The organism is Cohnella baijiui (assembly GCF_020731285.1).
Classification (GTDB): domain Bacteria; phylum Bacillota; class Bacilli; order Paenibacillales; family Paenibacillaceae; genus Cohnella.
In genome coordinates, this window is the sequence record NZ_JAJFOW010000013.1 from 83,713 (window position 1) to 105,593 (window position 21,881).

Here is a 21,881-nt window from a genome sequence, read left to right on the forward strand (position 1 = left end):
GCGGTTTGTTTTATTCGGATCGCTAGATGCCAATACTACTGGTTATCTCGACCATCGCATCCGCAAGGAGGTATTCGTCTGCGTCCCCCCTACCTTCATCCCGGGTCCTCCGCGGGGCCCGAACCGATTCCGTACGCCTATGCACCGGACCCGGACGAGCCATCGGTCCAACCTCCCGACGTCGCGCCGCCGTCCGAACCGCAGCCCCATGCCCGCAAGATCCATCCGCTCGTCGAGCTGCATGTGGACCGAACGCCGTTCGATGAGCTCGAACGCCGACTGGAGCGGAACGGTCCCTGGGACGATTGGGGCTTGTACCAGATGCACTGGGAAGCCGAGGAGGCAACCCGCGTCACCGACTTTCACGAGCTGCAGTGCATGCGCCTACTGCCGAACCTCACGCCCCTGCCGCATCAGACCGAGACGGCGCTGCGCGTGCTCCACGTCATGCGCGGACGCGCCATCCTCGCCGACGAAGTCGGTCTCGGCAAGACGATCGAAGCCGGTCTCGTCCTGAAGGAATATCTCGTCCGCGGGCTCGTGAAGCGCGCGCTCATCCTCGTCCCCGCCTCCCTTGTCCTGCAGTGGGTCCGGGAGCTCGGCGGCAAGTTCGGCATTCCCGCCATCGCGCAAAAAAAAGATTACCACTGGGGCAACGATATCGTCGTCGCTTCCATGGACACGGCGAAGCGGGAGCCGCATCGCTCCCTCCTGCTGGACGCCGAGTACGACATGCTGATCATCGACGAGGCGCACAAGCTGAAGAACAAGCGGACCGGAAACTATCAATTCGTCAACGACCTGCGCAAAAAGTACTGTCTGCTCCTGACCGCCACGCCGGTCCAGAACGACTTGAACGAGCTCTACAATCTGATTACCCTGCTTAAGCCCGGCCAGCTCGGCGGCGAAGGCGACTTCGCCACGAACTACGTGGCCGACCGGCGGGTCGCGAAGAACGAGGACAAGCTGCAAGAAGCGCTCGGCCAAGTGATGATCCGCAACCGGCGCACGGACGGCGGCGTCGAGTTCACCAAGCGCTTCGTCACGAACGTGCCGCTGCGGCTCTCGGCCGAAGAAATGGCGCTGTACGAAGCGGTGACGCGGTACGTGCGCGAATATGCCCAGGCGGAGCGCGGCGATCTCGCAAGCATGCTATCGCTCGTCACCCTGCAGCGCGAGGTGTGTTCGAGCCGGGACGCCGTCTTCCTGACGTTGGTCAACCTGTTCAAAAAGACGGCGGAAGACTCGCCCTTGCGCGCGCGCATCTGGGAGCTCGTCGAGCTGATCAAGCAGGTCAAGGCCAATACGAAAGCCGAGAAAACGATGGAGCTCATCAACCGGATCCAGGACAAGACGATCATATTCACGGAATACCGCGCCACGCAGGAATACCTGCTCCGGTATTTCCAGGAGCACGATCTGGCGGCCGTCCCCTATCGCGGAGGCATGAACCGGGGCAAGAAGGACTGGATGATGGACCTGTTCAAGCGCCGGGCGCAGGTGCTGGTCGCGACGGAGGCGGGCGGAGAAGGAATCAACCTGCAATTCGCCCACAATATCATCAATTACGACCTGCCGTGGAACCCGATGCGCGTCGAGCAGCGGATCGGCCGCGTGCACCGGCTGGGTCAGACCGAAGACGTTCAGATCTACAATCTATGTACGTTCGGCACCATAGAGGAACATATCGTACACCTGCTCCACGAGAAAATCAACATGTTTGAAATGGTAATCGGGGAGCTCGACGAAATCGTCGAACGGATGGAACGCGACGAGCCGCTCGAGCGCCGTCTCGCCCAGATCATGCTCGAAGCTTCCGACGAAGCCGAACTGCGCCGGCGCATCGACGGACTCGGCGATTCGCTTCTGCAGACCCAACGTCAAGTGCATACGGAGAATCGCCCATGAACGCCAAGCAAGTGCAAAAGTTCGTCCTCTCTTACCTGGAAGCGACGCAATGCCAAATGATGGAGAAGAGCCCAAACCACGTCACCGTGAAGCTCTCACCCGAGGCGGACCGCCAACTAACGAATCGCCCATATTACTGGAGCTTCGTGGACCGGACCGGGGCGGAGCCGGAGACGATGACGTTCTCCTGGCAGTTCGCCCCCGCCGAAGCGAGCGAAGCGACCCGCCCCCAGTCGGGCGGAACGGGCGCCAGCGTCTACGGAAGCGTGGCCGGCGGCGCCCCTCCGCCCGCCCCGCTCTTCGCCCAGCCGGGTCCCCGGATCATTCGGGAGGACGTCTATTTCGGCTCGAGCAGGCTGGCGCAGATCTTCGATTCGGTGCGACTGGGCGGCCGCTGCATCACGCTGTTCGAGGAGCCGCCGCGCGGCCGTCTCGACCCGCTCCGCTCGAATCCGTACACCGCATGGTTAGGCGCGAACTTCAAAGTGGGGTATGAATGTGATATGAAGCGCGAGGAGCTCTACGGCTGGGGGATCTCCCTCGCGACCGGGGTCATCGACGAGCGCTTCTTCGAAAAGCTGCGCGAACGCCGCCTCACGGCCAAGCTGCCGTCGAACGTCCACCTGCTGCGCAACGGCCTCTCGCTGCGCAAAGGGATGACCCAATTGGAGCATGCGCTGGAGCGCAAGCTGAAAGGGACGGACTTCGGTTGGGCGGTCGAAGCCAACGAGCGCCGCAAAGACGAGATGAAGCGGATCGAGGCGTACTACGAGCCGATGATCTCGCGGGCGGCCAACGAGGAGCAGGCAGAGGCGCTGCGCGGACGATTCCGACAGCGGGAAGCCGAAATCGACTGGCAGTACCGGCCGAGAGTGACGATATCCGTCATGAACTGCGGAATCTTCCACCTCCCCGGCATCGATTGACGACGTTCAGACAAAAAAAGAAGCCGGCGCGCCCCGTCCCGAAGACACATTCCAACAGGATCGGCGGCCCCGGTCCAGTACAATAACGGCATAGCTTGTCCGACCCTTCGATCCTTGCAAGCCGAACGGGTTCCTCAACCCCACTATACAAAAGCAGGTGATCCCATGATGAAACGGTTCCGTCGCGCCGACCGCCGCCGTTTGCCGCTTTGGCCGCTGCTGTTGGCCCTTTCGATCGCCGTCGTTCCCATGACCGCAACCGCCCTGCCCGCCCCCGTCCGCGCCGAATCCGCGGTGCCCGAGACGGCGGACCGCGCTGCGCTGGAGCGTCACGTCGCCGAGTGGGTCGGCGCTCTCGCCGCGGAAAAGCCGTTCGCCGCGTGGAAGAAGGCTTCGCCGCGCATCGATACGCTCGGCCCCGGCACGCACGGCTGGCTCGTCACCCTCGTCGCCGACGGCCGCGCCGCCGGCTATCTCGTCGTCTACGCCGCGGAAGACGGCACCTACCGTCTGGGCGAGTACGGCTTGGGTCCGCAGCCGCTGTTCGATACGGGCGCGCTGCGCCGCGCCCTCTTCGCGAACGGCTGGATCGACTCCACTCAGTCGAACGAGTTCCAGGCCGTTAAGCACTACGCGCACGCCTTCGCCGCCGCCTGGGAGGTCCGCCTTCCGGGGCAGACCGTCTGGCTGGACGCCAAGACGGGCGAGCAGTTGCCGCTCGATGCGGCTTCGTGGGCCGAAGCCGCCAAAGCTTCCGCTCTCAGCGCTCCGTTCGCCGCTCCGGCGACGTCGAAGATCGGCGCGCTGAAGCTGAACGCGACGTTCGATCCCTACGAGCGGCTTCCTTGGCTCATGGACGAGGCGCCGTTCGCGGCCGATCCGGCGAAACTGCTGCAGCGGCTCGCGAGCAAGGGGCACCTGCGTTTCGTCTCCGAACCGTTCGGCGACGCCATGCTGTACGCGCTCCCCGTGACGGGGTACCAGCGATGGGCGGACGGTCGCACCGATCTCGCCCTCGATATGGCCGGCACGCGGTTCATTCCGCTCGAAACGCTGACCAAACTCGGACTTTTCTATCGCTGATGCGACGAAGGAAGATTTCGCAAAGAAAAAGCCGCAGCTCCCGTCAGGAACCGGGCGCGTGCGGCTTGTCTTTTTTGCGGGCTTGCAGCCAGGCCTGGTTTTTCTTCGCCTGCCACCAGAGCTGCATGCCCATGAGACCGAACCATCGGGCGAGCCACGGCTCGCGGCGGGATTTGCGTTCCTTGCGGGCTTCCCGCTCGGCGGGCGTCGTCAGATAGGTCACCGTCCGGTCGGTGACGTAGCGCAGCCAGTCTGTCGCATCGCTCATTGCCGTCATCCCCTTCCGATATCTTTATCGTTAGCTTGCCCCGATCGCCGTCTTTCCAACCGCGCCGCTTCGCTGCGAAGCCCTTCCTTGAATGAGATGCCGCTTCCCGTGCCACGCTATGATGGAGCAGCTTAAGCAAGAGCGGAGGGAACAATACGCATGCCCTTATGGAAGCGAGTCAAACGCGCGGCGGTTCGTGCCGCGTCGCTCACGGTCGTCGTCTGCGCGCTGGGCGGCTGGGCAATCGCTCCGGTCGGCGAGGGCATCGATCCCATGGTCGATGCCAACCCGTTGTTTCCCTCTCCGACCAGCCACGCCTTGCCCGCCGCCGAAGTGATTATCGACGCCGGACACGGCGGGATCGACGGCGGTACGCATGTCGGCGATATTTTGGAGAAGGACATCAACCTCGCGATTTCGCGCAAGCTCTATCTCATTCTTCGCAGCCACGGCGTGCGGGCGGTCCTGAACCGAACCGGCGACTACGCGCTCAGCGACGACAACCGCTGGCACCGGTCCTCGCGGCATCAGCGCGACCTGTCGCAACGCGGCGGGCTGCCGGAGGAGCTGGACGCCGGCATCTTCGTCAGCATCCATGTGAATTGGTCGAAGCGCAGCGGCACGCGCGGTCCGATCGTCCTCCACCAGGAAGAGGCCCGGAGCGCCCTGCTCGGCAACTTTATCCAGCAAGGCTTGAACATGCAGCAGCAGTCCAAGTTTTTGCCCCAGGCGGGCGGCCCGTTCTATGTGCTCAAGAAGATCAAAATCCCGAGCGTCATCGTGGAGACCGCGTTCATGAGCAACGCCAAGGACCGCGAGATGCTGACCTCGCCTCGCGGGCAGACGCGAATCGCCGCCGCGATTGCGGGCGGCATTCTCGCCTACCGGTGCGTCGTGCGATAATCGGCGGCGCGGGGACAACGGAAAAGCGGCCGATCCGGGGACAAACCGTCCCGCCGGATCGACCGCTTTTTCCTTTGAAGACGGAGAGCGTCACTTGGGCGCCGGCGTCGGCGCAGCCTGTCCGCCCGCGGGCGGCAGCAGCTCGGACAGCCTGACGAACCGCGCCTGCGCCTGCAGCGTCGGGGCCGCTGCCAATAGCGCGCCCGATGTGATCAGGCCGGGCGGCCCGACATGCCCGATGACGACCGTCTTTTCGCGTTTGGCGACCATTCCCTTGAGGACGCCGATCTGACGCGAAACATGCTGATGCGTATACACGTCATCCAGGAAGACGTCGTTCTGCAGCAGCGGCACGCCGAGCTCCTGAGCCACCTTCGGGACGACAGTCTTATGGGAAGTGCGGCTGTCCAGGAAAAACAATCCCCGTTCCTTGCATACCTGAAGCACGATCCGCATCACCCGTTCGTCCGCCGTCGCTTTGGAGCCCATATGGTTGTTCATGCCGATCGCGTGCGGCACTTCCGCGATTGCCGCCTCCACCCGCGCGCGAATCTCCTCGTCCGAGAGGGAGGTCAGGATCGCCTTCGGCCCGAGCCAGCTGGGCTTGCCCCGTACCGGCTCCATCGGCAGGTGGACGATCACGTCCCGCCCGGCCGCGTGGGCCGCCTCCGCGTCCGCCTTGGTGGACGGCAGGAACGGCATGACCGCCGCCGTGAGCGGGATCGGCAGCTTCAGCATCTGCTCGGTCCCTTTCATATGGTTGCCGAAGTCGTCGATGACGACGGCCACTCTCCGCGTTTCCGCCGGCTGCCCTTCCGGAGCGGCCGCCGCCGCGGGCGGCAGGACGGCGGACAACGTCCATCCGGTCAGCAGCGCGGCGACGACGGCGCCGCGGCAGAGTCCCTTCGACTTGCTTGTCACGAGCTGTCAGCTCCCTTGCGTTGGCATTCGTTTCCTTTCGACTTCATTGTGTGAGGATTTCCCCGGCATTATGCGGCGCCGTGCGGAAATCGCCGGATCTCGCTCGCATCGCCTCCCTGTCGGACGGCCGCGTCACGTTCGTGGAATAGGCGGGCGGCTGGGGCAGGCTCGAGCTCGTAGGCATGTATCGCGAAGGTGGGCGGCGCGGATAGGCGGATGAACAGACCGCCTGGGTACTTCTCCCGTATACTGTACGACAACCCAGGAAGGAGATGTTCGCGATGTCCGATTGCCCCGAATGCAAAGCCAAATCGATTTACGACCCGCCCCAAACGGTGTACGAGGATTATTATCATCCGCAGCATGTCGAAGTCGTCCAGACGGTGGAAGTCATCCGCAGACATCACTGCGTGCCGGTCTATCATCACGTAACGGTCTGTACGGCCAAAGACGTCTATTCCGACGATTTCACAGGCATGGGTGGCATGGGTGGCGTGGGAGGCATGGCCAATACGGCCGCGATGCCAATGCGCGGCGGACGGAGCGCCGGCGTCTCCAAAAAGCGGAGATAAGGATGGATCCGCGCAAAGAAGGGGCTGTCCAGGCGGGCCGAATGGCCTTGCGGGACGGCCCCTTGCGTTTGGGATCGCCGGGCATCCCTCGTCAGGGATCGCGAAGGATACATAATGGGCAAGCCTATCGTCATACGCTGACCATTGAACGACTGTACGGCATCTCGATACGAGAGAGGAGGATGCCTGGCGTATGGGGAATTCCAACCGAACGCAGGACGACGGTGGATATGCGACGCCCGGGCCCATACCCCAGCCGATCCGTAACGACGGTGCCGGTGGTCCCGACTACGGTCCGCGCGACGTCCTAAGAGACCTGGAAAACCCGGATATGCTCGTACCCCCGAAGACGGACGCGGGACTGCTGCCGAATTTGAGAATGTCCTTTTCGGACACGCATATGCAGCTGAATCATGGGGGCTGGTCCCGCGAGATCACCGTCCGGGATCTGCCGATCGCCACGACGCTCGCCGGCGTCAACATGAGCCTGCGGCCGGGCGGCGTGCGCGAGCTGCACTGGCATCAGCAAGCCGAATGGGCCTATATGATCGGCGGCGCCGCTCGCCTCACATCCGTCGACGCGAGCGGCCGCAACTTTATCGCCGACGTCGGTCAGGGCGATCTATGGTATTTTCCGGCCGGACTGCCTCATTCGATCCAGGCGCTGGCCGGGGGCTGCGAGTTTCTGCTCGTCTTCGACGACGGCAGCTTCTCCGATCTGAACACGCTGTCGATATCGGATTGGTTCGCCCATACGCCCAAGGATGTCCTGTCCGCCAACTTCGGCGTCCCGGCCCGGTCCTTCGACACGATCCCGGCCGAACAGGTGTACATTTTCGAGGACCGTGTCCCGGGACCGCTGGAGCAGGACCGCGTCGTCTCTCCGTACGGCACCGTCCCGTCGAGCTTCACCCATCGTCTTCTCGCGCAGCCGCCGCTGGAGACGTCCGGCGGGAGCGTGCGGATCGTCGACTCGTCCAATTTTCCCGTCTCCAAGACGGTCGCCGCCGCCCTGGTCGAGATTCGGCCGGGCGCGATGCGCGAAATGCACTGGCACCCGAACAACGACGAGTGGCAGTATTATTTGTCCGGCGAAGGCCGGATGACCGTTTTCGGAGGAAACGGCAAGGCGCGTACGTTTAACGTCAGGGCGGGAGACGTCGGCTACGTGCCGTTCGCCTTCGGGCATTACGTGCAAAATACGGGCAAAGAGACGATGTGGTTCCTCGAGGTGTTCCGAAGCGACCGGTTCGCGGACATCTCGCTTAATCAATGGATGGCCCTGACGCCGCGGGAGCTCGTGAAGGACAATCTTCACGTGTCCTCGGAAGTAATCGACGCGCTGCACAAGGAAAAACGGCCGGTCGTGAAATATCCGAAGAAGTAAAATGCAAAGGGTCGACCGCTTGCAGCCCTTAGGCTGGAAACAATCGACCCTTTGCATTAGGAACCGGAGACGGCTTTCTTTCTTCTCTCCAGCAAATCGGAAGCAATCTGCTTGAACGGAACTTCGTTCGTGCTCTCTACCTTCGCGATCCAGTCCGCCGGAATGGAGGATGCTCCGCTGTACGCTCCGCATAACGATCCGACGATCGCCCCGTTCGTATCCGCATCGTCGCCGATGTTGACGGCGCCGAGGATTCCTTCTTTCACATCGCCTTCCACGGCATAGAACACGCCAAGAGACAGCGGGACGGATTCGTAGCTTTTCATGCCCGCGCCGATCATGGCGTACAACGCTTCGCAGACTTCGTTCACCGGCCGGTTCCGTTCCCGTTCCCGCTCCACCAAGTCGACAGCCAATCGGATTCGGGCCGCGATGGATGGAGCCGGCTGGTCGAAGCCTTTTCGCTCGCCCCGCTCCGCCCCTTGAATCGCGGCCTCCATCACTTCGCGCGGCGTGCAGTTCCCCTCGACCGCCGTTGCGATGGCGGCCGCAATCGCGCTAGCCGACGCGACACCCGCCCGGCTCCCGTGAGAGGGGATTGCGGATGCCTCGGCTTCCGCGATCGCCAGATCCACATCCCCATGGCGGTAGATTCCGATTGGTCCGACGCGCATGGCCGCCCCGTTTGTGTCCCCGGTTTTACCCGATTCCTTGTAGTCGCCATCCGATAGGATCGTCTCTAGAAACTTGCGCGTGCTAGGTCCGATTACCGTCGAATCGAGCATCTTGTAATCCTCGGCCCACTGCCTCATTTTCCGAACGAACAGCTCCGGGTCGAATCGGCCAGCCTCGATGAGGACGGAGGATACGATCAGGCTCTCCTGGGTGTCATCCGTAATTCCTCCGGCTTCGACCGCATGGTGCGCCGTCTGCTCCTGATCCGGCGTCATGAAATCCGTAATTCTGCCGTAAATTCTTCGAATCTGGGAAGGCGACATGAACGAGGCGGGCATGCCCATCGCGTCTCCGATCGCGGTCGCGACCAAGCTTCCGTAGGCCCTGTCCAACAATGCGTTATTCTGCTCCATCCTTATCTTCACCTTGCTTTCTCTATCATATCTGTGATGTCATTCAGTGAAAATTCGCCGTGCGGACCCATGATGGTCGTGGTGAGCGCGCCGCAGGCGCTTGCGATCCGAACGGCTTCTTCCATACCGAAACCTTGGGACAGGCCGTACAGCAACCCTCCGGCGAAGCTGTCCCCGGCCCCGGTCGTATCGATGCTGTCGACCCGGTAAGGAGGAACGCTGAAAAAGTTCCCTTCCATTCGGACTTCTACCCCTTGGCTGCCTCGTTTCAAGATCACGCACTTGATTCCGAGTTCCCGGCAGCGCGAGTCCCCGCAATTCCCCCATCGCATGAGATCGGAAAGCATCTCCCATTCGTTCTCGTTCGGGATCAGCAGGTCGGCAAGCCCCATGACGGCATACAGCACTTGGAGAGGGATTGAACCCGCCAACGGGCCGGGGTCGAATACCAGAACGGCCCCTGCATGCTTCAACTTCTTCAGTTGAAGAACGATTTGATTCGCGGATTCCGGCTCCAGCAGATAATATCCGGTCAGGTAGATATGGGACACCCGATCGTACGGCACGTCCTCGAGCATGGATGGCGCGAAGATCGCCTCGCATCCCTTGCGAGTCAAGAACGTCCGCTCTCCGTCCCGATCCACGATGGAGATGCAGTAACCGGAGCTTCCGCTCTCCAAGTACCGGATGGCCCGTTCGGAGAACGCTTGCCGGCCCAAATACGATTTAATCTTCCGCCCCCATTCGTCGTCGCCGACCATGGAGACGATATGCGGATGAGCGCCCAAGTTCCGCAGCGTGCTGCCGACATTGATGGCGCAGCCGCCGACCCGGAAGAAGGAATCGTGGATGAGCGCGTCCCCTCCCCTTTTCGGGCTTTCGTTCACCAGTACGTATTGATCAACGATAATGCCGCCTAAAATGAGAATCTCCCGTGTATGGTTCATCGCGATCACTCCGCAAGCAGGGTTTGGTGCTCGGCGTTCCATGCCAGCCAAACATCCTCACCCTGCCGAAAACTGTGATCGTTCGAATCGTTCTGCCGCTGAACCTTCAACTCTTGTCCCAACGCCTCGACGAGATAAGTGAACGTGCTGCCGACATAGGTGATGAACTTGATCGTTCCTTTCATCCCGGTCTGCGCGGATGTGTCCCTTGTCAGACGAATCTTCTCCGGTCGGACGGACAGAATCGTTTCGGTCCCTTGCGGGTATGCGGAGCCGGTAGCCGTAAAAGGCACAAACAGGCTATTCCCGTTGCCTAAGACCAAGCGTGCTCTGCCTTCGCCAACTTCCTCCAAGGCCCCTTTGAGGAAGTTGGACTGTCCGACGAAGCCGGCTACGAACGTATTCGCGGGACGTTCGTAGACCTCGTGAGGCGAGCCGATTTGTTCGATCCGGCCGGCTCTCATGACCGCGATGCAGTCGGACAGCGTCATGGCCTCTTCCTGATCGTGCGTTACAAAGATCGTCGTGATCCCGATCTCCTTCTGGATCATGCGGAGCTCGATCTGCATGGCGGATCTCAAGTTTTTGTCCAGCGCGCTTAAACTCTCGTCCAGCAGGAGCAAGGACGGCTTCGTCACGAGCGCTCTGGCCAGGGCGACGCGCTGCTGCTGTCCGCCCGACAGCTGTTTCGGTTTTCGCTGCTCATAACCCGTCAACTGGACCATCTCGAGCGCATTCGCCACTTCCTTGCGGATATCCCCGCGGGACAACCGCTGCTGCTCCAATCCGTAGGCGACGTTCTGGGCGACGGACATGTGGGGAAACAGCGCATAGCTTTGGAACACCATGCCGATGTTTCGTTTATAGGGAGGCAGCGAATCGATCGATTGGCCTCCGATCGAGATCGTCCCTTCGTCTTGACTTTCGAAACCCGCCACCATCCGCATGGTCGTCGTTTTCCCGCAGCCGGAAGGTCCGAGCAGGGACAAGAAAGTGCCTTTCTCGAGTGAAATGTCGATTCGGTCCAGCACCCGGTTCCCGTGAAAAGATTTCGTCAGCCGGTTGATCTCTAGATAGGCCATCGCAGCCTCCTACTTCAGAAAGAATTTGAGCGAAGATCTCATGATGGTCGCAATCAGCACGATCAATAAGGTGGTTGCGGTCAGCATGACGGTCGATACCGCATTGATCTCCGGCGTAAATCCAAACTTGATGGACGAGTAGATCTCGATCGGCAATGTGCTGGATCCGCCGGGAATCAGGAAATACGAGAGAATGAAGTTGTCGAACGAGATCACGAAGGCCAGAAAGCCCCCCGCCAGCATGGCCGGAAACAGCAAGGGCAGCGTAATTCGCCGGACCGTCGTCCACTCGTTGGCGCCCAAGCTCGCCGACGCTTCGTTAATCGTCAGATCCATGCTCTGCAGCCTGGCCTTGATGACCAATACCGCATACGGCAAGGAGACGACGACGTGCCCGATCAGCAACACCATGAAGTTCTTGTCGATCCCCGCCGCGCTAACCAGAAGCAGCAAGGACAAGCCCAAGATCAGCCAAGGAATCGTCAACGGCAGAATCACGAGCGAATCGATCCAGCGCTTGAGCTTCGAATTCGTCCGCACGGCCCAGAGCATCAGCATGGTGGCCAGCACGACGCAGATGACCGCGGTGCCAGCCGCGATATAGACGCTGGTCAGCGTGGCGTCGATCAGCTTGTCGTTGCCGGCGAGCTCCCGATACCACCGCATGCTGAATTCGAACGGCAGCGCGTTGTACTTGGAAGCGTTAAACGACATCGCCATCAAGACGAGGATGGGCGCGTAGAGAAAAAGCATAACAAGAGCAGCGTACGTCCAACCGATTCCTTTCTTTAGCATCGCTACGCCTCCTCTTTGGCGAATCGGGAGAGTACGGCCATGGAGAGAAGAATGATCGCCAATAGAATAAAGGAGACAGCCGCCCCGAAGTTCCAACCGTAGATCTCGAAAAATTGGTCTTCGATCACCGTCCCGATGACGGTTCCCTGCGTGCCGCCGAGGATTCGGGGTTCGACGAACACCCCGAGACTCGGCACGAACACGAGGATGCATCCGGAAATGATGCCGGGCTTGCTAAGCGGCAGCACGATGCGTCGGAACGTGGTCAGCGGTCCTGCCTTCAGGCTCTTCGAAGCCTCCACCAGGGCGCCGTCCACCTTTTCGAGCGACATGTAGATCGTGATGACCATATAAGGAAAGAAAATATGGACCATCGCGATGATCACCGCGGTGGAGGTGAACATGAGACCAAGCGGACCGGAACCGATGAGATGGAGCTTGCGCAACCCGATCTCCAACAAGCCTCCATCCCGAAGCAGGTTCTGCCAGGAATACGCCCGGACGAGCTGACTCGTCCAGAAAGGGATGATAATGGCCATGAGCAGCATGTTTTTGCCGCCTTGAATGATGCTCACCATCACGTATGCCATCGGATAACTAATGAGCAGGCTGATCACCGTAACGTAGAAGCTCATCTTGACCGTCTTCCAGGTCAGCTTCAGATAAATGTCCTTCTGGAAAAAATCCATATAGTTCTGTACCGTCCAATGACCGCCGGTCCCGTCGCTAAGAAAGCTGTAGTACACCATGATGAAGAGTGGAACCACGCAGAAACACAGGAGCAGGAATACGGCCGGACTCATTAACCATATCTTTCTATCCAAACGAGCTCACTCCCCAGTCGTGACTCAGTGGGATTTAACTTCCAGCCACAGCTCGTTCCATTTCCGCTTCTCTTCGTCCGTGTGGTAGGCAATGAATTTCAATTTGCCGATGGTTTTCTCGTCCAATCCCATTTCTTCCACGAACGCCGGGTCCAGATTGTTGCCCACTTCTTTGTTGACCGGCGCGGGACCGCCTTTGTTCACCCAAGATTCCTGGAATTTGCGGTCGATCATGAAGTCGATGAATTGATGGGCGAGATCGACGTTCTTGGAGCCTTTGACGATCGCCCAGTTGTCGATCCAGCCGATCGCTCCCTCTTTGGGGATCACGTATTTGATCGTCTGTCCTTCCTTCTTCATGGATGCCGTCTGGCCGCTCCACATCAAACCGATGTCTGCCAGCTTCCCGGTGTACAGCTTGGAGAATTCGTCTCCGGTTTTCCAATAGGTCCGGTTCAGCGGCTTCTGCTCAATCAGCTTTTGCTTGATCGCGTCCAGATCGGACGGATGGTTGGGATCTTGCCCCAAAGCCAGGGCGGCCGTCATGATCGCATCGTTGAAGTCGTCCCGGAATGCGATTTTGCCTTTATATTGTTCGTCCCAGAACACCTGAACGGAGTCGATCGGCGTTTTGATCGTCTCCGGGTTGTAGGCGATCGCTGTGGATCCCCATACCCACGGTACGGCATACACCTGGCCGTCCTTCGCGTTCTCGGGGATATTCTTGAACGGCTCATAAATGGAAGAGTAGTTGGCTAGCTTGGCCGTGTCGATCGGTTCCAGCAGTCCATCGCCGATGGCGACGGGCAGGATGGAAGCATTGGGCAGGACAACATCGAGATCGCCTTCCTTGCTGGTTCTCAGTCTGGTCAACAGCTCTTCTTCGGACGCCATGTATTGATGGACGACCTTGACGTTGTATTTCTCCTCGAATTCTTTGACGACCTCGGGATCGTCGGATCCGTAGCTTTTCCAGTTCACGACGTTCAGCGTTTTCGTCTCGCCTTTCGCGGGAGACGACGACGCCCCTTCATTGTTCGACTTGCCGCCGCAAGCGCTTACCGTAAGCATAGAAGCAATGACCAGCAAACCCGCTATTCTCTTCTTCATTCCATAACCCTCCCCAGTGGTTTCAACGATTGCTCAGGTTGCTTAAACCCGATTCATATTCGTCATGATTTTGAAATTGACGTTCGAGTTATAGATGACCGACACTTTCTCGATCTCGACGCCGTTCTGATCGAACACGACCCCTTCCGCCTTCAGCAGCGCCGTCTCCTTCTTGTCGACCTGCAGGATTTCCCTTACCTTGTCATGGATCGCGGTCGGCGACAGCGAAATCTCGGTACGGCTCGGATAAACGCGGTACTTGTCCCTTAGAACTTGGTAGAGCGATTCTTCCTCAAAATCGTGGCTGTCCAGGCCGGAGAACAAGGATACGGGCAGATAGGAGGTGTCGATGGTCAAATATAGAACGGCTTCCTCTTTCTTGACTCCCCTGGCCCGGACGAGCTTGAAATAGTCTTTGCCGTCCAAATGGACCGTTTTCTGTTCCAGGATCCGCGATACCGCCACTTCATTGCGGCTCTTCAAATAGTCCGTGAATCCGCCGAAATTCAAAATGCTGTAATTCAGCGGAGTTAGGCGGACGAAGGTTCCCTTTCCCCGAATCTGTTCGACCAATCCTTCGGAGACCAGCAAACTGATCGCGTTGCGGATCGTTCCCCGGGTCGTCTGGAAAATCTTCATCATTTCCGTCTCGGAGGGGATGGCTTCTCCTTGCTTGTATTCACCGCTCAGAATCTTCCCTCTCAGCATTCGGTGAAGCTGAATGTAGAGAGGCGCGAAATCGTTCTTGTCCAACATGGAAATCACCCCCCTTTAGCCGCTGTCTTATTCATGGTGAGATGTACACTTATGTGTACAAGTTGATGTTAGCAGGAATTTCCTAAGCTGGCAAGGCTCATTTTGATCCGCCTTTTTCAAGCATTTAGTCGCCGCAAAGTATGCAAAAAAGCCGCCCGGCGGGTGATTTGACTCCCGCGAAGCGACTCTTTGGCGAATTATTCGGTTTTGAACTTGGAAGCGGAAGCGGCGAGCTCCTTCGTCAGCCCGTCAATCGTCGTCACCATGGCCGCGAGTTGCTGAACCATGCCCGATTGCTCTTGCGCGGTGGCGGTCACTTCCTCCACGGACGCCGACACTTCTTCACCCGTCGCGGACAGCATCTGAGCGGACTCGAGTACGTCGTCCTTGTAGCGGTCGATGCTCGCGAGCTCGTCCGCCATCGTGCGAATCTCCACGAGAATCGCGCTTACGTTGTCGAAGACCGCCTCGAACGATTGCTCCGTTCTTGCGACATAGTCATTCTGCAGCTCGGATAGCGCCGAAATCTCCCGCACGCTCTCGTAACTGTCCTCGACCTGCTTGACCACGAGGCCGATGATTTCGCTGATCCCGTTCGATTGCTGGAACGTCTGGTCCGCCAGCTTGCGGATCTCGGCGGCGACGACGGCGAAGCCGCGTCCCTGCTCGCCCGCCCGCGCGGCCTCGATGGAGGCGTTCAGCGCGAGAAGCTTCGTCTGATTTGCGATCTCCGCGATTGTTTCCGAGATCTGACCAATGCTGGTGGAGCTTTCCGTGAGGCGTTCAGTGAGCTCCGATATTTTCCCGACTTCGGTTTCATTCCTCCGGTTGCTCTCTATCAACCCTTCGATGACTTCCTTGTTGGCATGGAATTCGCCCGTGATCTCGTCCGCCTTCTCCTTGACAATACGCGATTTCCCGGTTACGACGCCGATCTTCCCGCCGAGCTCGGAGAATTTGTCGACCATGCTCTCAGTCTCGTTCGACTGCGTTTCCATTGCCTTGGCGATCTCGGCCGTCGTCGCGGACGTCTCGTCGATCGACTTCGCCGTACGTTTGGACGATTGCTCCAATTCGTTCGTGCTTCTGTCCAGAATCTCGATTGAATGGTTCATCCCGGCGATAAGTCGGCGATTATTCTCAGCCATCGCGTTAAAGCTGAGGGCCAGGTCGCCAAATTCGCCGCCGTACCGCTTGTTCGATACGACGGTCAGGTCTCCGGAGGAGAGCTGCTTGAAGAGGCCGTTCAGCTTCACGATCGGGTTCGTGATTGTCCGGGAGATGAAGAAGCCGACGGCTGCGGCGACGATCACCGCGACCACGGTGACCAGAACCATCCGGACCATCATCATTTGTAGCGGCTTGCGCAAATCATCGTAAGAATCCTCGACGACGACCGTCCAGTCGGAATTCGGGATTTTGGAATACCGGGCGTACGCTTCGTCAGTATCGACCTTTCCCGTCTCGATCGTAGCAGTCGAGGCCTTCTTCCAGAACGGCTCGTAAATCGAGGCTTCGAGCGGCTTGCCGGCCAACTCGGGATTGCTCGAGTGATAGACAACCGTGCCGAGCCTATCGATGATAAAGAGCTTCCCTTGCTTGTTTAGCTGGAAATTCTTGAGCTTGTCGACGAAGAACGAGGTGTTGACCGACGCGTTGGCGATACCGATCACATGGCCGCTCTCGTCAAGGATTGGCTGGGCAAACGCCGTTATCAGGTTGCCCGTCGACTTGGCTTTCAGCGCTTCGCTGATGTAGGCATGGCCCTTCATGCCTTCGGTAAAGTAGGAGCGCTCCTTCAGATCGAGCTTTAGCGACTGCGGATTGCTGCTGGCGATGACTTTGCCCTTGTTGTTGAGGATGACCAAGCTGTCGATGCCCGGCATCCCTTCCAGACTATCAGTCAGCCGCCGGTTCGCCATTGCGAGCGACGCGTTGCTCTCGGAGAAGAACTCGCTCTCCGTCATCGTCCCGTTATTGCTAAGCTTCAGCAGATCCTTGAACGAACCTTGAACGGAGAGCAAATAAACGGATTGCCATTCCAATTGCATGGCGGCAAGCAGGCTTTCGCCTATTCGATCCGATTGAGCGGTCATCTCATCCATGCTCTTGCCTAATACGATTTTGGAAGAGAGCGAGTAAGAGATGAAGCTTGTAATTGCCAGCGAGATGATAACGAGCAAGCAAATGAGGATAGGCAGTTTGACCTTCAGAGATGAAAGATTCAGCGAGGGTAATTTTTTAGCAGTCGATGAAGGGGGCAAAGTCGGTCTCTCCTTAGTAGTCATGTTAGTGTGGTTTATTCCCCATATATCGGCCATTTTCAAAACATTTTCATGGTCGGTTTTGACTGTATTGGGCTATAAATATCATGAAAACGCCGTCAATTCGACTTTAGCGGCAAAATGCAAAAAAAACGCCTGCGGGACTCCGCAGGCGCAATGGATATCGGATATGAACCCTATTATGATTTTGCCGCAAGATAAGCGGCTACCTCAGCCAACCGCGAAGCATAACCCCATTCGTTATCGTACCAGGTAGCAACGGATAACAGTTCACCCTGTACCTGGGTTAGAGGCAGGTCAATAATCGAAGAATGCGGATCGGCTACAATTCGGGACGAAGCCCATTCTCCCTCCAAAACATCAAGAACGCCTTTCAACTCGCCTTCTCTCGAGGCTTCGCGAAACATGTCGTTGATCTCTTGGACGGTGCACCGTTTTTCGGTGATCAGGTTTAGTTCGGCAATGCTTCCGGTACGGGTCGGAATCCGGTAGGCTTTGCCTGTGATTTGCAGGTCGCTCCAAATGAATTTGAGAGCTTTAGCAGCACCCGAAGACGACGGAATGATATTCTCGGCGGCGGCCCATGAATCCCGGCGGTCCTTCATCGGCTGATCCGTTAACGATTGCGTGTTCGTATAAGAGTGGACAGTGGAAAATAAGCCGTATTGAATGCCATAGTTTTCTCTGACCAATTTGACTACGGGCGCAAGGGCATTCGTCGTACAGCTCGCCATGCTAATGATTTTATGCTTATCGGGATCGAAGGTTTCCAGATTGATTCCTTTCAACAATACAGCGTCGCAGTCTTCCAGCGTTTTGCTCGGACCGCTTACAAGCACCCGTTTGGCGCCGCGCTCCAAGTGCAGCTCAGCTACCGATCGCGTAACGGCACGACCGGTACAATCAATAACCAGGTCAACGCCTAACTCGCCCCAATTGGGCAATTCGCCGGCCGAATTGATATACCGAATCTCCCGGTCGCCGATCACGATTGCGCCTTCTTGTGCCGATACGTGCTCATGCCAACGTTTGTAATTGGTGTCCACTTCAAAAAGCGCGGCAAGCGTAGCTTCATCTTTAATATCCGAGATGGAAAAGGGGACAAACAAATTTTGCTGCAGCGCCGACCGAAGAAGCTGTCTTCCGATACGTCCAAATCCAAAAACCGCAATTTTACCCATAATAGCCTCCATATCCTTTTTGATAGGGTATCTTTATTGCTCGCTCAGCCGTTGTACCTGGTCGATCCACTGAATAAACGATTGTATATAACGATGCAGATATTTGCGGGTCGTTTCATCTGTGAGCTTGCGAGAATCTGAATCAATCTTATCCATCACTTGAGAGATATACATTTTTTGAGACGGCAAAACATAGCACTGGGTGGCGTCCAACGTTTGCCTAATTTGCTGCTGCGACAGAATCGTTCCTTTTGCGCCGGGCGTTGCACCTACCACGCCTACAGGCTTATGAATGAGGACGGATGTTTTGGTTGGCGTCGATGCCCAGTCCAGTGCATTTTTCAGTACGCCCGGTATACCCGAGTTATACTCCGGGCTCACGATGATGATGCCATCTGATCTTTGAATCGCCTCACGGAAATGCACAACAGCGTCCAGCTCTTCTCCACGATCCAAATCCGCGTTATACAAGGGAAGATTCCCAATCGAAATGTATTCATATTTCGCGGAATCAACGAGTTCAGGGATCGTATTCGCAATCATTCGATTAAACGAATTTTCCCTTAAACTACCGACAATGATTCCTATTCTTTTCAATTTAGCCCTCCTCCTCAAAAAATGAAGAATCATTCTCGTTCCATTGTATAATAGATTCCATCGCTTTGAATAGAAGGGGTCCTATTCTACGGCAGCCTGAATCTCCGCGTCAGATTAAATCCCACTGCGTATTTGCCTTGCCAAATATTTTTTGAATACGCTCTTTATTGTTTTGAACGACTTCAACTATTTCCTCAAATTCTTTATTGCTTTGGCTATCTTGCCGAATGGGATTACCATTAGCGTCTACCATTATTTCATAACCACCGCTATTAACCAGTATTCGTAACCCGTATTCATATCCACCGAACACTTTCGGCCAAACGATTAAAGAACAAACGTCATCTGGGTCGACAGAGCCCAAATTCCCAGTAAAGCTTAAATAACCAGGTTTTTTCACGTTAAAGCTATAGCCGTCAGAATCCATAGTCGAATAGATACCATATTTGTCCTTTGGAACAGTCTCTGTATAAGGCTTGTACTTAACAGATACAAAAGCAATCCACAACAAATTCCAAATTGCAAAGCCCAAAATCAAAATCCCACAAACAACAAAAAGCGCTTTTTTCTTCTGCGTCATTTTCATAATTGGATGATCCGATCCCCTTTCTTTTTTAATTCTTCGTCATGAGTCACCATAATCACCGTTTTTCCTTGGGAATGGAGCTGCTTAATAATTTCCAATACAGCTTCTGCATTTTTTTGGTCAAGCGAACCTGTTGGTTCATCTGCTAAAATGATATCGCATTTTTTTATCATTAATCTTGCTAAGGCAACCCGCTGCTGCTCCCCTCCGGATAATGTGTATACTTTTTTATTTAGCTTATCCCCTATTCCGACCATTTCCAAAGCCTGCTCGATGGATATTCCCGATTGGCATTCTTTACGAACAAAATTCAGATTTTCTTTCACGGTCTTATTTTCAACAAGCGCGAAACTTTGAAAAAGAAGACCCAATTTAAATTTGAAGTAGTGCAATTGGTTTTTTCTTTTTTGTATATTAAGTCTATCTACAAGAATTTCACCGCTATCAATCGGTTCTATGGCTCCGATCATATTGAGAAGAGTTGTTTTCCCACATCCGCTAGGGCCAGAGAAAATAACGAACTCACCTTTTTCTATTTTTAAATTCAAATTGGAAAATAAGACTTTGCCTTCAAAAGATTTCGACACTTTATCGATCTCTATCATAGACTCCCCCCCTTTAATATTTTTTGCACACTAGCTCTTTCAAGCTTTCGTATATAGGACAAGATAATCAGAGGTTCGAAGGCCACTATAATAAGACTTCCATAAATCAGATATGAATAATAATGTTCCGTATCGGTAAACATTCTTAAAATCAATGCTGCGATAATTCCTAAAAACGTAGGGATTAGGGTAATGAGTAAAATCTTTCGGTTTTTTTGCCAAACTGTATACCCCAATATCTTCTTAACACTTAGTTCTATCGCATTCACTTCATATTCTAAACGAAGGATTGTCGTAATAATAATGAACTCCAAAAATAGAATTAATATAGTCAAAATCGTATTCAAGTACAACGTTCTCTTCATGATGCTCCACTGATATTCATATTTCTCAAGTGCATTGGTTAATTGGTAATGAAGCTTATTGTTTTCTGAACTATGTTCAGCAATATAACTGGCTAGTTGGTCAGGAGAAAGTTTATACAAAATATCATGAGCATACTCCCAACGGAAATGACTGGCATTTGCCGAATCCACAGTTTGACTTAAGTCCATATTGTTATAAACAATAATCGGACTTTCCATATAAAAACTTCCATTCAATGAAAATTCATCTATACAAATTATCTTTGGATTTCCCTTATAAAAGATAATATCGTAGTTATACTGGAACTCATTTTGTTCGACTAATTCATAACTATTTTTCAATTGGCTGATGAGATTCGAATCGTTCTTTAGGTGATAGGGTAAAATAAAATATAGTTCTTTTTGTGGATTAATCAAACTGAGTTCATCTATATTCTCTTTCAAGTAGGTTAGGCTATTTTGATTTGCAAGCATGACATTGTTGCCTAAAACGCCAGAAGTAATGAGTTGTGTCGCATCAAAATCTTTGAAAAACTTGCGGTAAAACGTTTCCGTAATTAATAAGGAGTCTTCGAAGGAGTGGTCATCATTCCGGTTCTGTGCAAGACTATATTGCATTTTTACATAAAAATATTCGGCATGTTCTTTAAAAAAGGAACGCTGTTGATAAAATTGTATGCCTTCGACTACAACTGCAATATTACTGGATACAACCGTTAATGAAATCATTACACTGAAGACTTTTAAAGAGTAATTCAAAATTAATAATTTTTTCGAGCTTTTTGTATTCGCTAGTGCTTCTTTTATATTGTAAAAATAGAGAGTGAGATATAATAGCGCATTGAAAAACAACATGCATATGAATATACCAAAAGAAATTTTCAAGTGAAAAAACGTGCTTGTATTGTATTGAAGGGTAAGGAATGTCACTAAAAACACAACGGAATACATGAGCGTATCCAAAGTTATATTCTTTAAAATAATGGAGCTTGTTCGCTCTCCCAAAGAAATTCGAATATAGCTTTCTTTTTTTTGCAAAATGACATCGTAATAGGATAAAAACAGCAGCATGATTGAGATAAGAAACCAAATCAAAAATATATTTACCTTCCCCGAACTATCATAGCCTTCTTGGGGAAAATTCCCTGCATAAATACCATTTAAACTATCTTTAAAATTATAAATATCATCCTTATCCCCAATTAGGTAGTATTGGGAGATGTTCGTCAAATCTTCATGATCTATAAGGTCTTCTAATGGATGAAAAACAACATTTTTTGTTCCAGACAGTAAACTAGGGTAGCTTTTTTCATGAATCTGGAAATGATCCTGTATATATTCATCTGCTCCCGCGGTCCCATAAATACGACGTTCGCTTAGCAGCATACTTTTCACATCTGATACAATAGTAAATACTTGAACTCCATTTTGCTCAGCAGCTTTTGTTATGTCTTCGACCATTTTTTGTTCCGTATTATTCGGAGATCCATTCAAGAAAAGCGTAGTGCTATAGCTGGCTGTTTCAAAATTATCCAAGTACAATTGGTAGCTCTCACCAGTAACGAAAAACCCAAATAATATCAGGATAAAACTAATAACGAACTTTATTTTTTTCAACCATTATACGCCCCTTCAATAAGATGATCCGAGTGTATACAGGACAGTTGGCCCTGTTTACACTCGGATGGTATT

21 protein-coding genes are annotated in these 21,881 nt (G+C 54.8%); 6 read left to right on the forward strand and 15 right to left on the reverse strand.

Features of this window, described 5'->3' with window-relative positions:
• Positions 1 to 243 precede the first annotated feature (243 nt).
• The 3 genes from LKX83_RS14765 to LKX83_RS14775 all read left to right on the forward strand — a co-directional run bounded on the left by LKX83_RS14765 (position 244) and on the right by LKX83_RS14775 (position 3,917).
• The gene (locus LKX83_RS14765) at positions 244 to 1,908 is read left to right on the forward strand and encodes a DEAD/DEAH box helicase (RefSeq protein ID WP_370639080.1); all 1,665 of its coding nucleotides are present in this window, start codon (positions 244 to 246) and stop codon (positions 1,906 to 1,908) included.
• Complete coding sequence (locus LKX83_RS14770) at positions 1,905 to 2,834, forward strand: YqhG family protein (RefSeq protein WP_227883043.1); 930 nt, start codon at positions 1,905 to 1,907, stop codon at positions 2,832 to 2,834. Before LKX83_RS14765 ends, LKX83_RS14770 begins: the two co-directional genes overlap by 4 nt.
• 165 nt (positions 2,835 to 2,999) lie before the next feature.
• On the forward strand, positions 3,000 to 3,917 hold the full coding sequence (locus tag LKX83_RS14775) for a hypothetical protein (protein WP_227883044.1): 918 nt from the start codon (positions 3,000 to 3,002) through the stop codon (positions 3,915 to 3,917).
• Between the two features lie 43 nt (positions 3,918 to 3,960).
• Here LKX83_RS14775 and LKX83_RS14780 read toward each other — a convergent pair whose 3' ends face one another.
• Positions 3,961 to 4,185, reverse strand: a complete 225-nt coding sequence (locus LKX83_RS14780; RefSeq protein WP_227883045.1) for a YqzE family protein — start codon at positions 4,183 to 4,185, stop codon at positions 3,961 to 3,963.
• 159 nt (positions 4,186 to 4,344) lie between these two features.
• Here LKX83_RS14780 and LKX83_RS14785 point away from each other — a divergent pair, with 159 nt between their 5' ends.
• Entirely contained in the window at positions 4,345 to 5,088 is a 744-nt protein-coding gene (locus LKX83_RS14785; protein ID WP_227883046.1) for an N-acetylmuramoyl-L-alanine amidase family protein, read from the forward strand.
• 90 nt (positions 5,089 to 5,178) lie between these two features.
• On the opposite strand, the gene LKX83_RS14790 is transcribed toward LKX83_RS14785, so the two are convergent.
• On the reverse strand, positions 5,179 to 5,943 hold the full coding sequence (locus LKX83_RS14790; RefSeq protein ID WP_370639082.1) for a divergent polysaccharide deacetylase family protein: 765 nt from the start codon (positions 5,941 to 5,943) through the stop codon (positions 5,179 to 5,181).
• 347 nt (positions 5,944 to 6,290) lie between these two features.
• Between LKX83_RS14790 and LKX83_RS14795 the strand changes: the two genes are divergently transcribed.
• Positions 6,291 to 6,581 carry a hypothetical protein gene (locus LKX83_RS14795; RefSeq protein WP_227883047.1) on the forward strand — a complete coding sequence of 97 codons (291 nt, stop codon included), beginning with the start codon at positions 6,291 to 6,293 and terminating at the stop codon, positions 6,579 to 6,581.
• A gap of 193 nt (positions 6,582 to 6,774) precedes the next feature.
• The gene (locus tag LKX83_RS14800) at positions 6,775 to 7,968 is read left to right on the forward strand and encodes an oxalate decarboxylase family bicupin (RefSeq protein WP_227883048.1); all 1,194 of its coding nucleotides are present in this window, start codon (positions 6,775 to 6,777) and stop codon (positions 7,966 to 7,968) included.
• 56 nt (positions 7,969 to 8,024) lie between these two features.
• Here LKX83_RS14800 and LKX83_RS14805 read toward each other — a convergent pair whose 3' ends face one another.
• The 13 genes from LKX83_RS14805 to LKX83_RS14865 form a co-directional block, all read right to left on the reverse strand.
• The gene (locus tag LKX83_RS14805; protein WP_227883049.1) at positions 8,025 to 9,056 is read right to left on the reverse strand and encodes an ADP-ribosylglycohydrolase family protein; all 1,032 of its coding nucleotides are present in this window, start codon (positions 9,054 to 9,056) and stop codon (positions 8,025 to 8,027) included.
• 8 nt (positions 9,057 to 9,064) lie between these two features.
• Positions 9,065 to 10,003, reverse strand: coding sequence for a carbohydrate kinase family protein (locus LKX83_RS14810; RefSeq protein ID WP_227883050.1), 939 nt, complete (start codon positions 10,001 to 10,003; stop codon positions 9,065 to 9,067).
• A 5-nt stretch (positions 10,004 to 10,008) separates the two neighbouring features.
• Positions 10,009 to 11,085, reverse strand: coding sequence for an ABC transporter ATP-binding protein (locus tag LKX83_RS14815; protein ID WP_227883051.1), 1,077 nt, complete (start codon positions 11,083 to 11,085; stop codon positions 10,009 to 10,011).
• Positions 11,086 to 11,094: 9 nt separating this feature from the next.
• Positions 11,095 to 11,880, reverse strand: a complete 786-nt coding sequence (locus LKX83_RS14820) for an ABC transporter permease (RefSeq protein ID WP_227883052.1) — start codon at positions 11,878 to 11,880, stop codon at positions 11,095 to 11,097.
• 2 nt (positions 11,881 to 11,882) lie between these two features.
• Complete coding sequence (locus LKX83_RS14825) at positions 11,883 to 12,704, reverse strand: ABC transporter permease (protein ID WP_227883053.1); 822 nt, start codon at positions 12,702 to 12,704, stop codon at positions 11,883 to 11,885.
• A gap of 24 nt (positions 12,705 to 12,728) precedes the next feature.
• The gene (locus tag LKX83_RS14830; RefSeq protein ID WP_227883054.1) at positions 12,729 to 13,814 is read right to left on the reverse strand and encodes an ABC transporter substrate-binding protein; all 1,086 of its coding nucleotides are present in this window, start codon (positions 13,812 to 13,814) and stop codon (positions 12,729 to 12,731) included.
• Positions 13,815 to 13,856: 42 nt separating this feature from the next.
• Complete coding sequence (locus tag LKX83_RS14835; protein ID WP_227883055.1) at positions 13,857 to 14,570, reverse strand: GntR family transcriptional regulator; 714 nt, start codon at positions 14,568 to 14,570, stop codon at positions 13,857 to 13,859.
• A 197-nt stretch (positions 14,571 to 14,767) separates the two neighbouring features.
• Positions 14,768 to 16,666, reverse strand: a complete 1,899-nt coding sequence (locus LKX83_RS14840) for a methyl-accepting chemotaxis protein (RefSeq protein WP_255654570.1) — start codon at positions 16,664 to 16,666, stop codon at positions 14,768 to 14,770.
• 368 nt (positions 16,667 to 17,034) lie between these two features.
• Positions 17,035 to 18,036: a type I glyceraldehyde-3-phosphate dehydrogenase gene (locus tag LKX83_RS14845; RefSeq protein WP_227883057.1), complete on the reverse strand. Its 1,002-nt coding sequence runs from the start codon at positions 18,034 to 18,036 to the stop codon at positions 17,035 to 17,037.
• Between the two features lie 33 nt (positions 18,037 to 18,069).
• The gene (locus LKX83_RS14850; RefSeq protein ID WP_227883058.1) at positions 18,070 to 18,633 is read right to left on the reverse strand and encodes an NADPH-dependent FMN reductase; all 564 of its coding nucleotides are present in this window, start codon (positions 18,631 to 18,633) and stop codon (positions 18,070 to 18,072) included.
• 109 nt (positions 18,634 to 18,742) lie between these two features.
• Positions 18,743 to 19,219: a hypothetical protein gene (locus LKX83_RS14855; RefSeq protein ID WP_227883059.1), complete on the reverse strand. Its 477-nt coding sequence runs from the start codon at positions 19,217 to 19,219 to the stop codon at positions 18,743 to 18,745.
• Positions 19,216 to 19,824, reverse strand: coding sequence for an ABC transporter ATP-binding protein (locus tag LKX83_RS14860; protein WP_227883060.1), 609 nt, complete (start codon positions 19,822 to 19,824; stop codon positions 19,216 to 19,218). The genes LKX83_RS14855 and LKX83_RS14860 overlap by 4 nt, the downstream gene beginning before the upstream one ends.
• Positions 19,821 to 21,806 (reverse strand): DUF1430 domain-containing protein, encoded by a 1,986-nt coding sequence (locus LKX83_RS14865; protein WP_227883061.1) that lies wholly within the window; start codon positions 21,804 to 21,806, stop codon positions 19,821 to 19,823. The genes LKX83_RS14860 and LKX83_RS14865 overlap by 4 nt, the downstream gene beginning before the upstream one ends.
• Positions 21,807 to 21,881 lie beyond the last annotated feature (75 nt).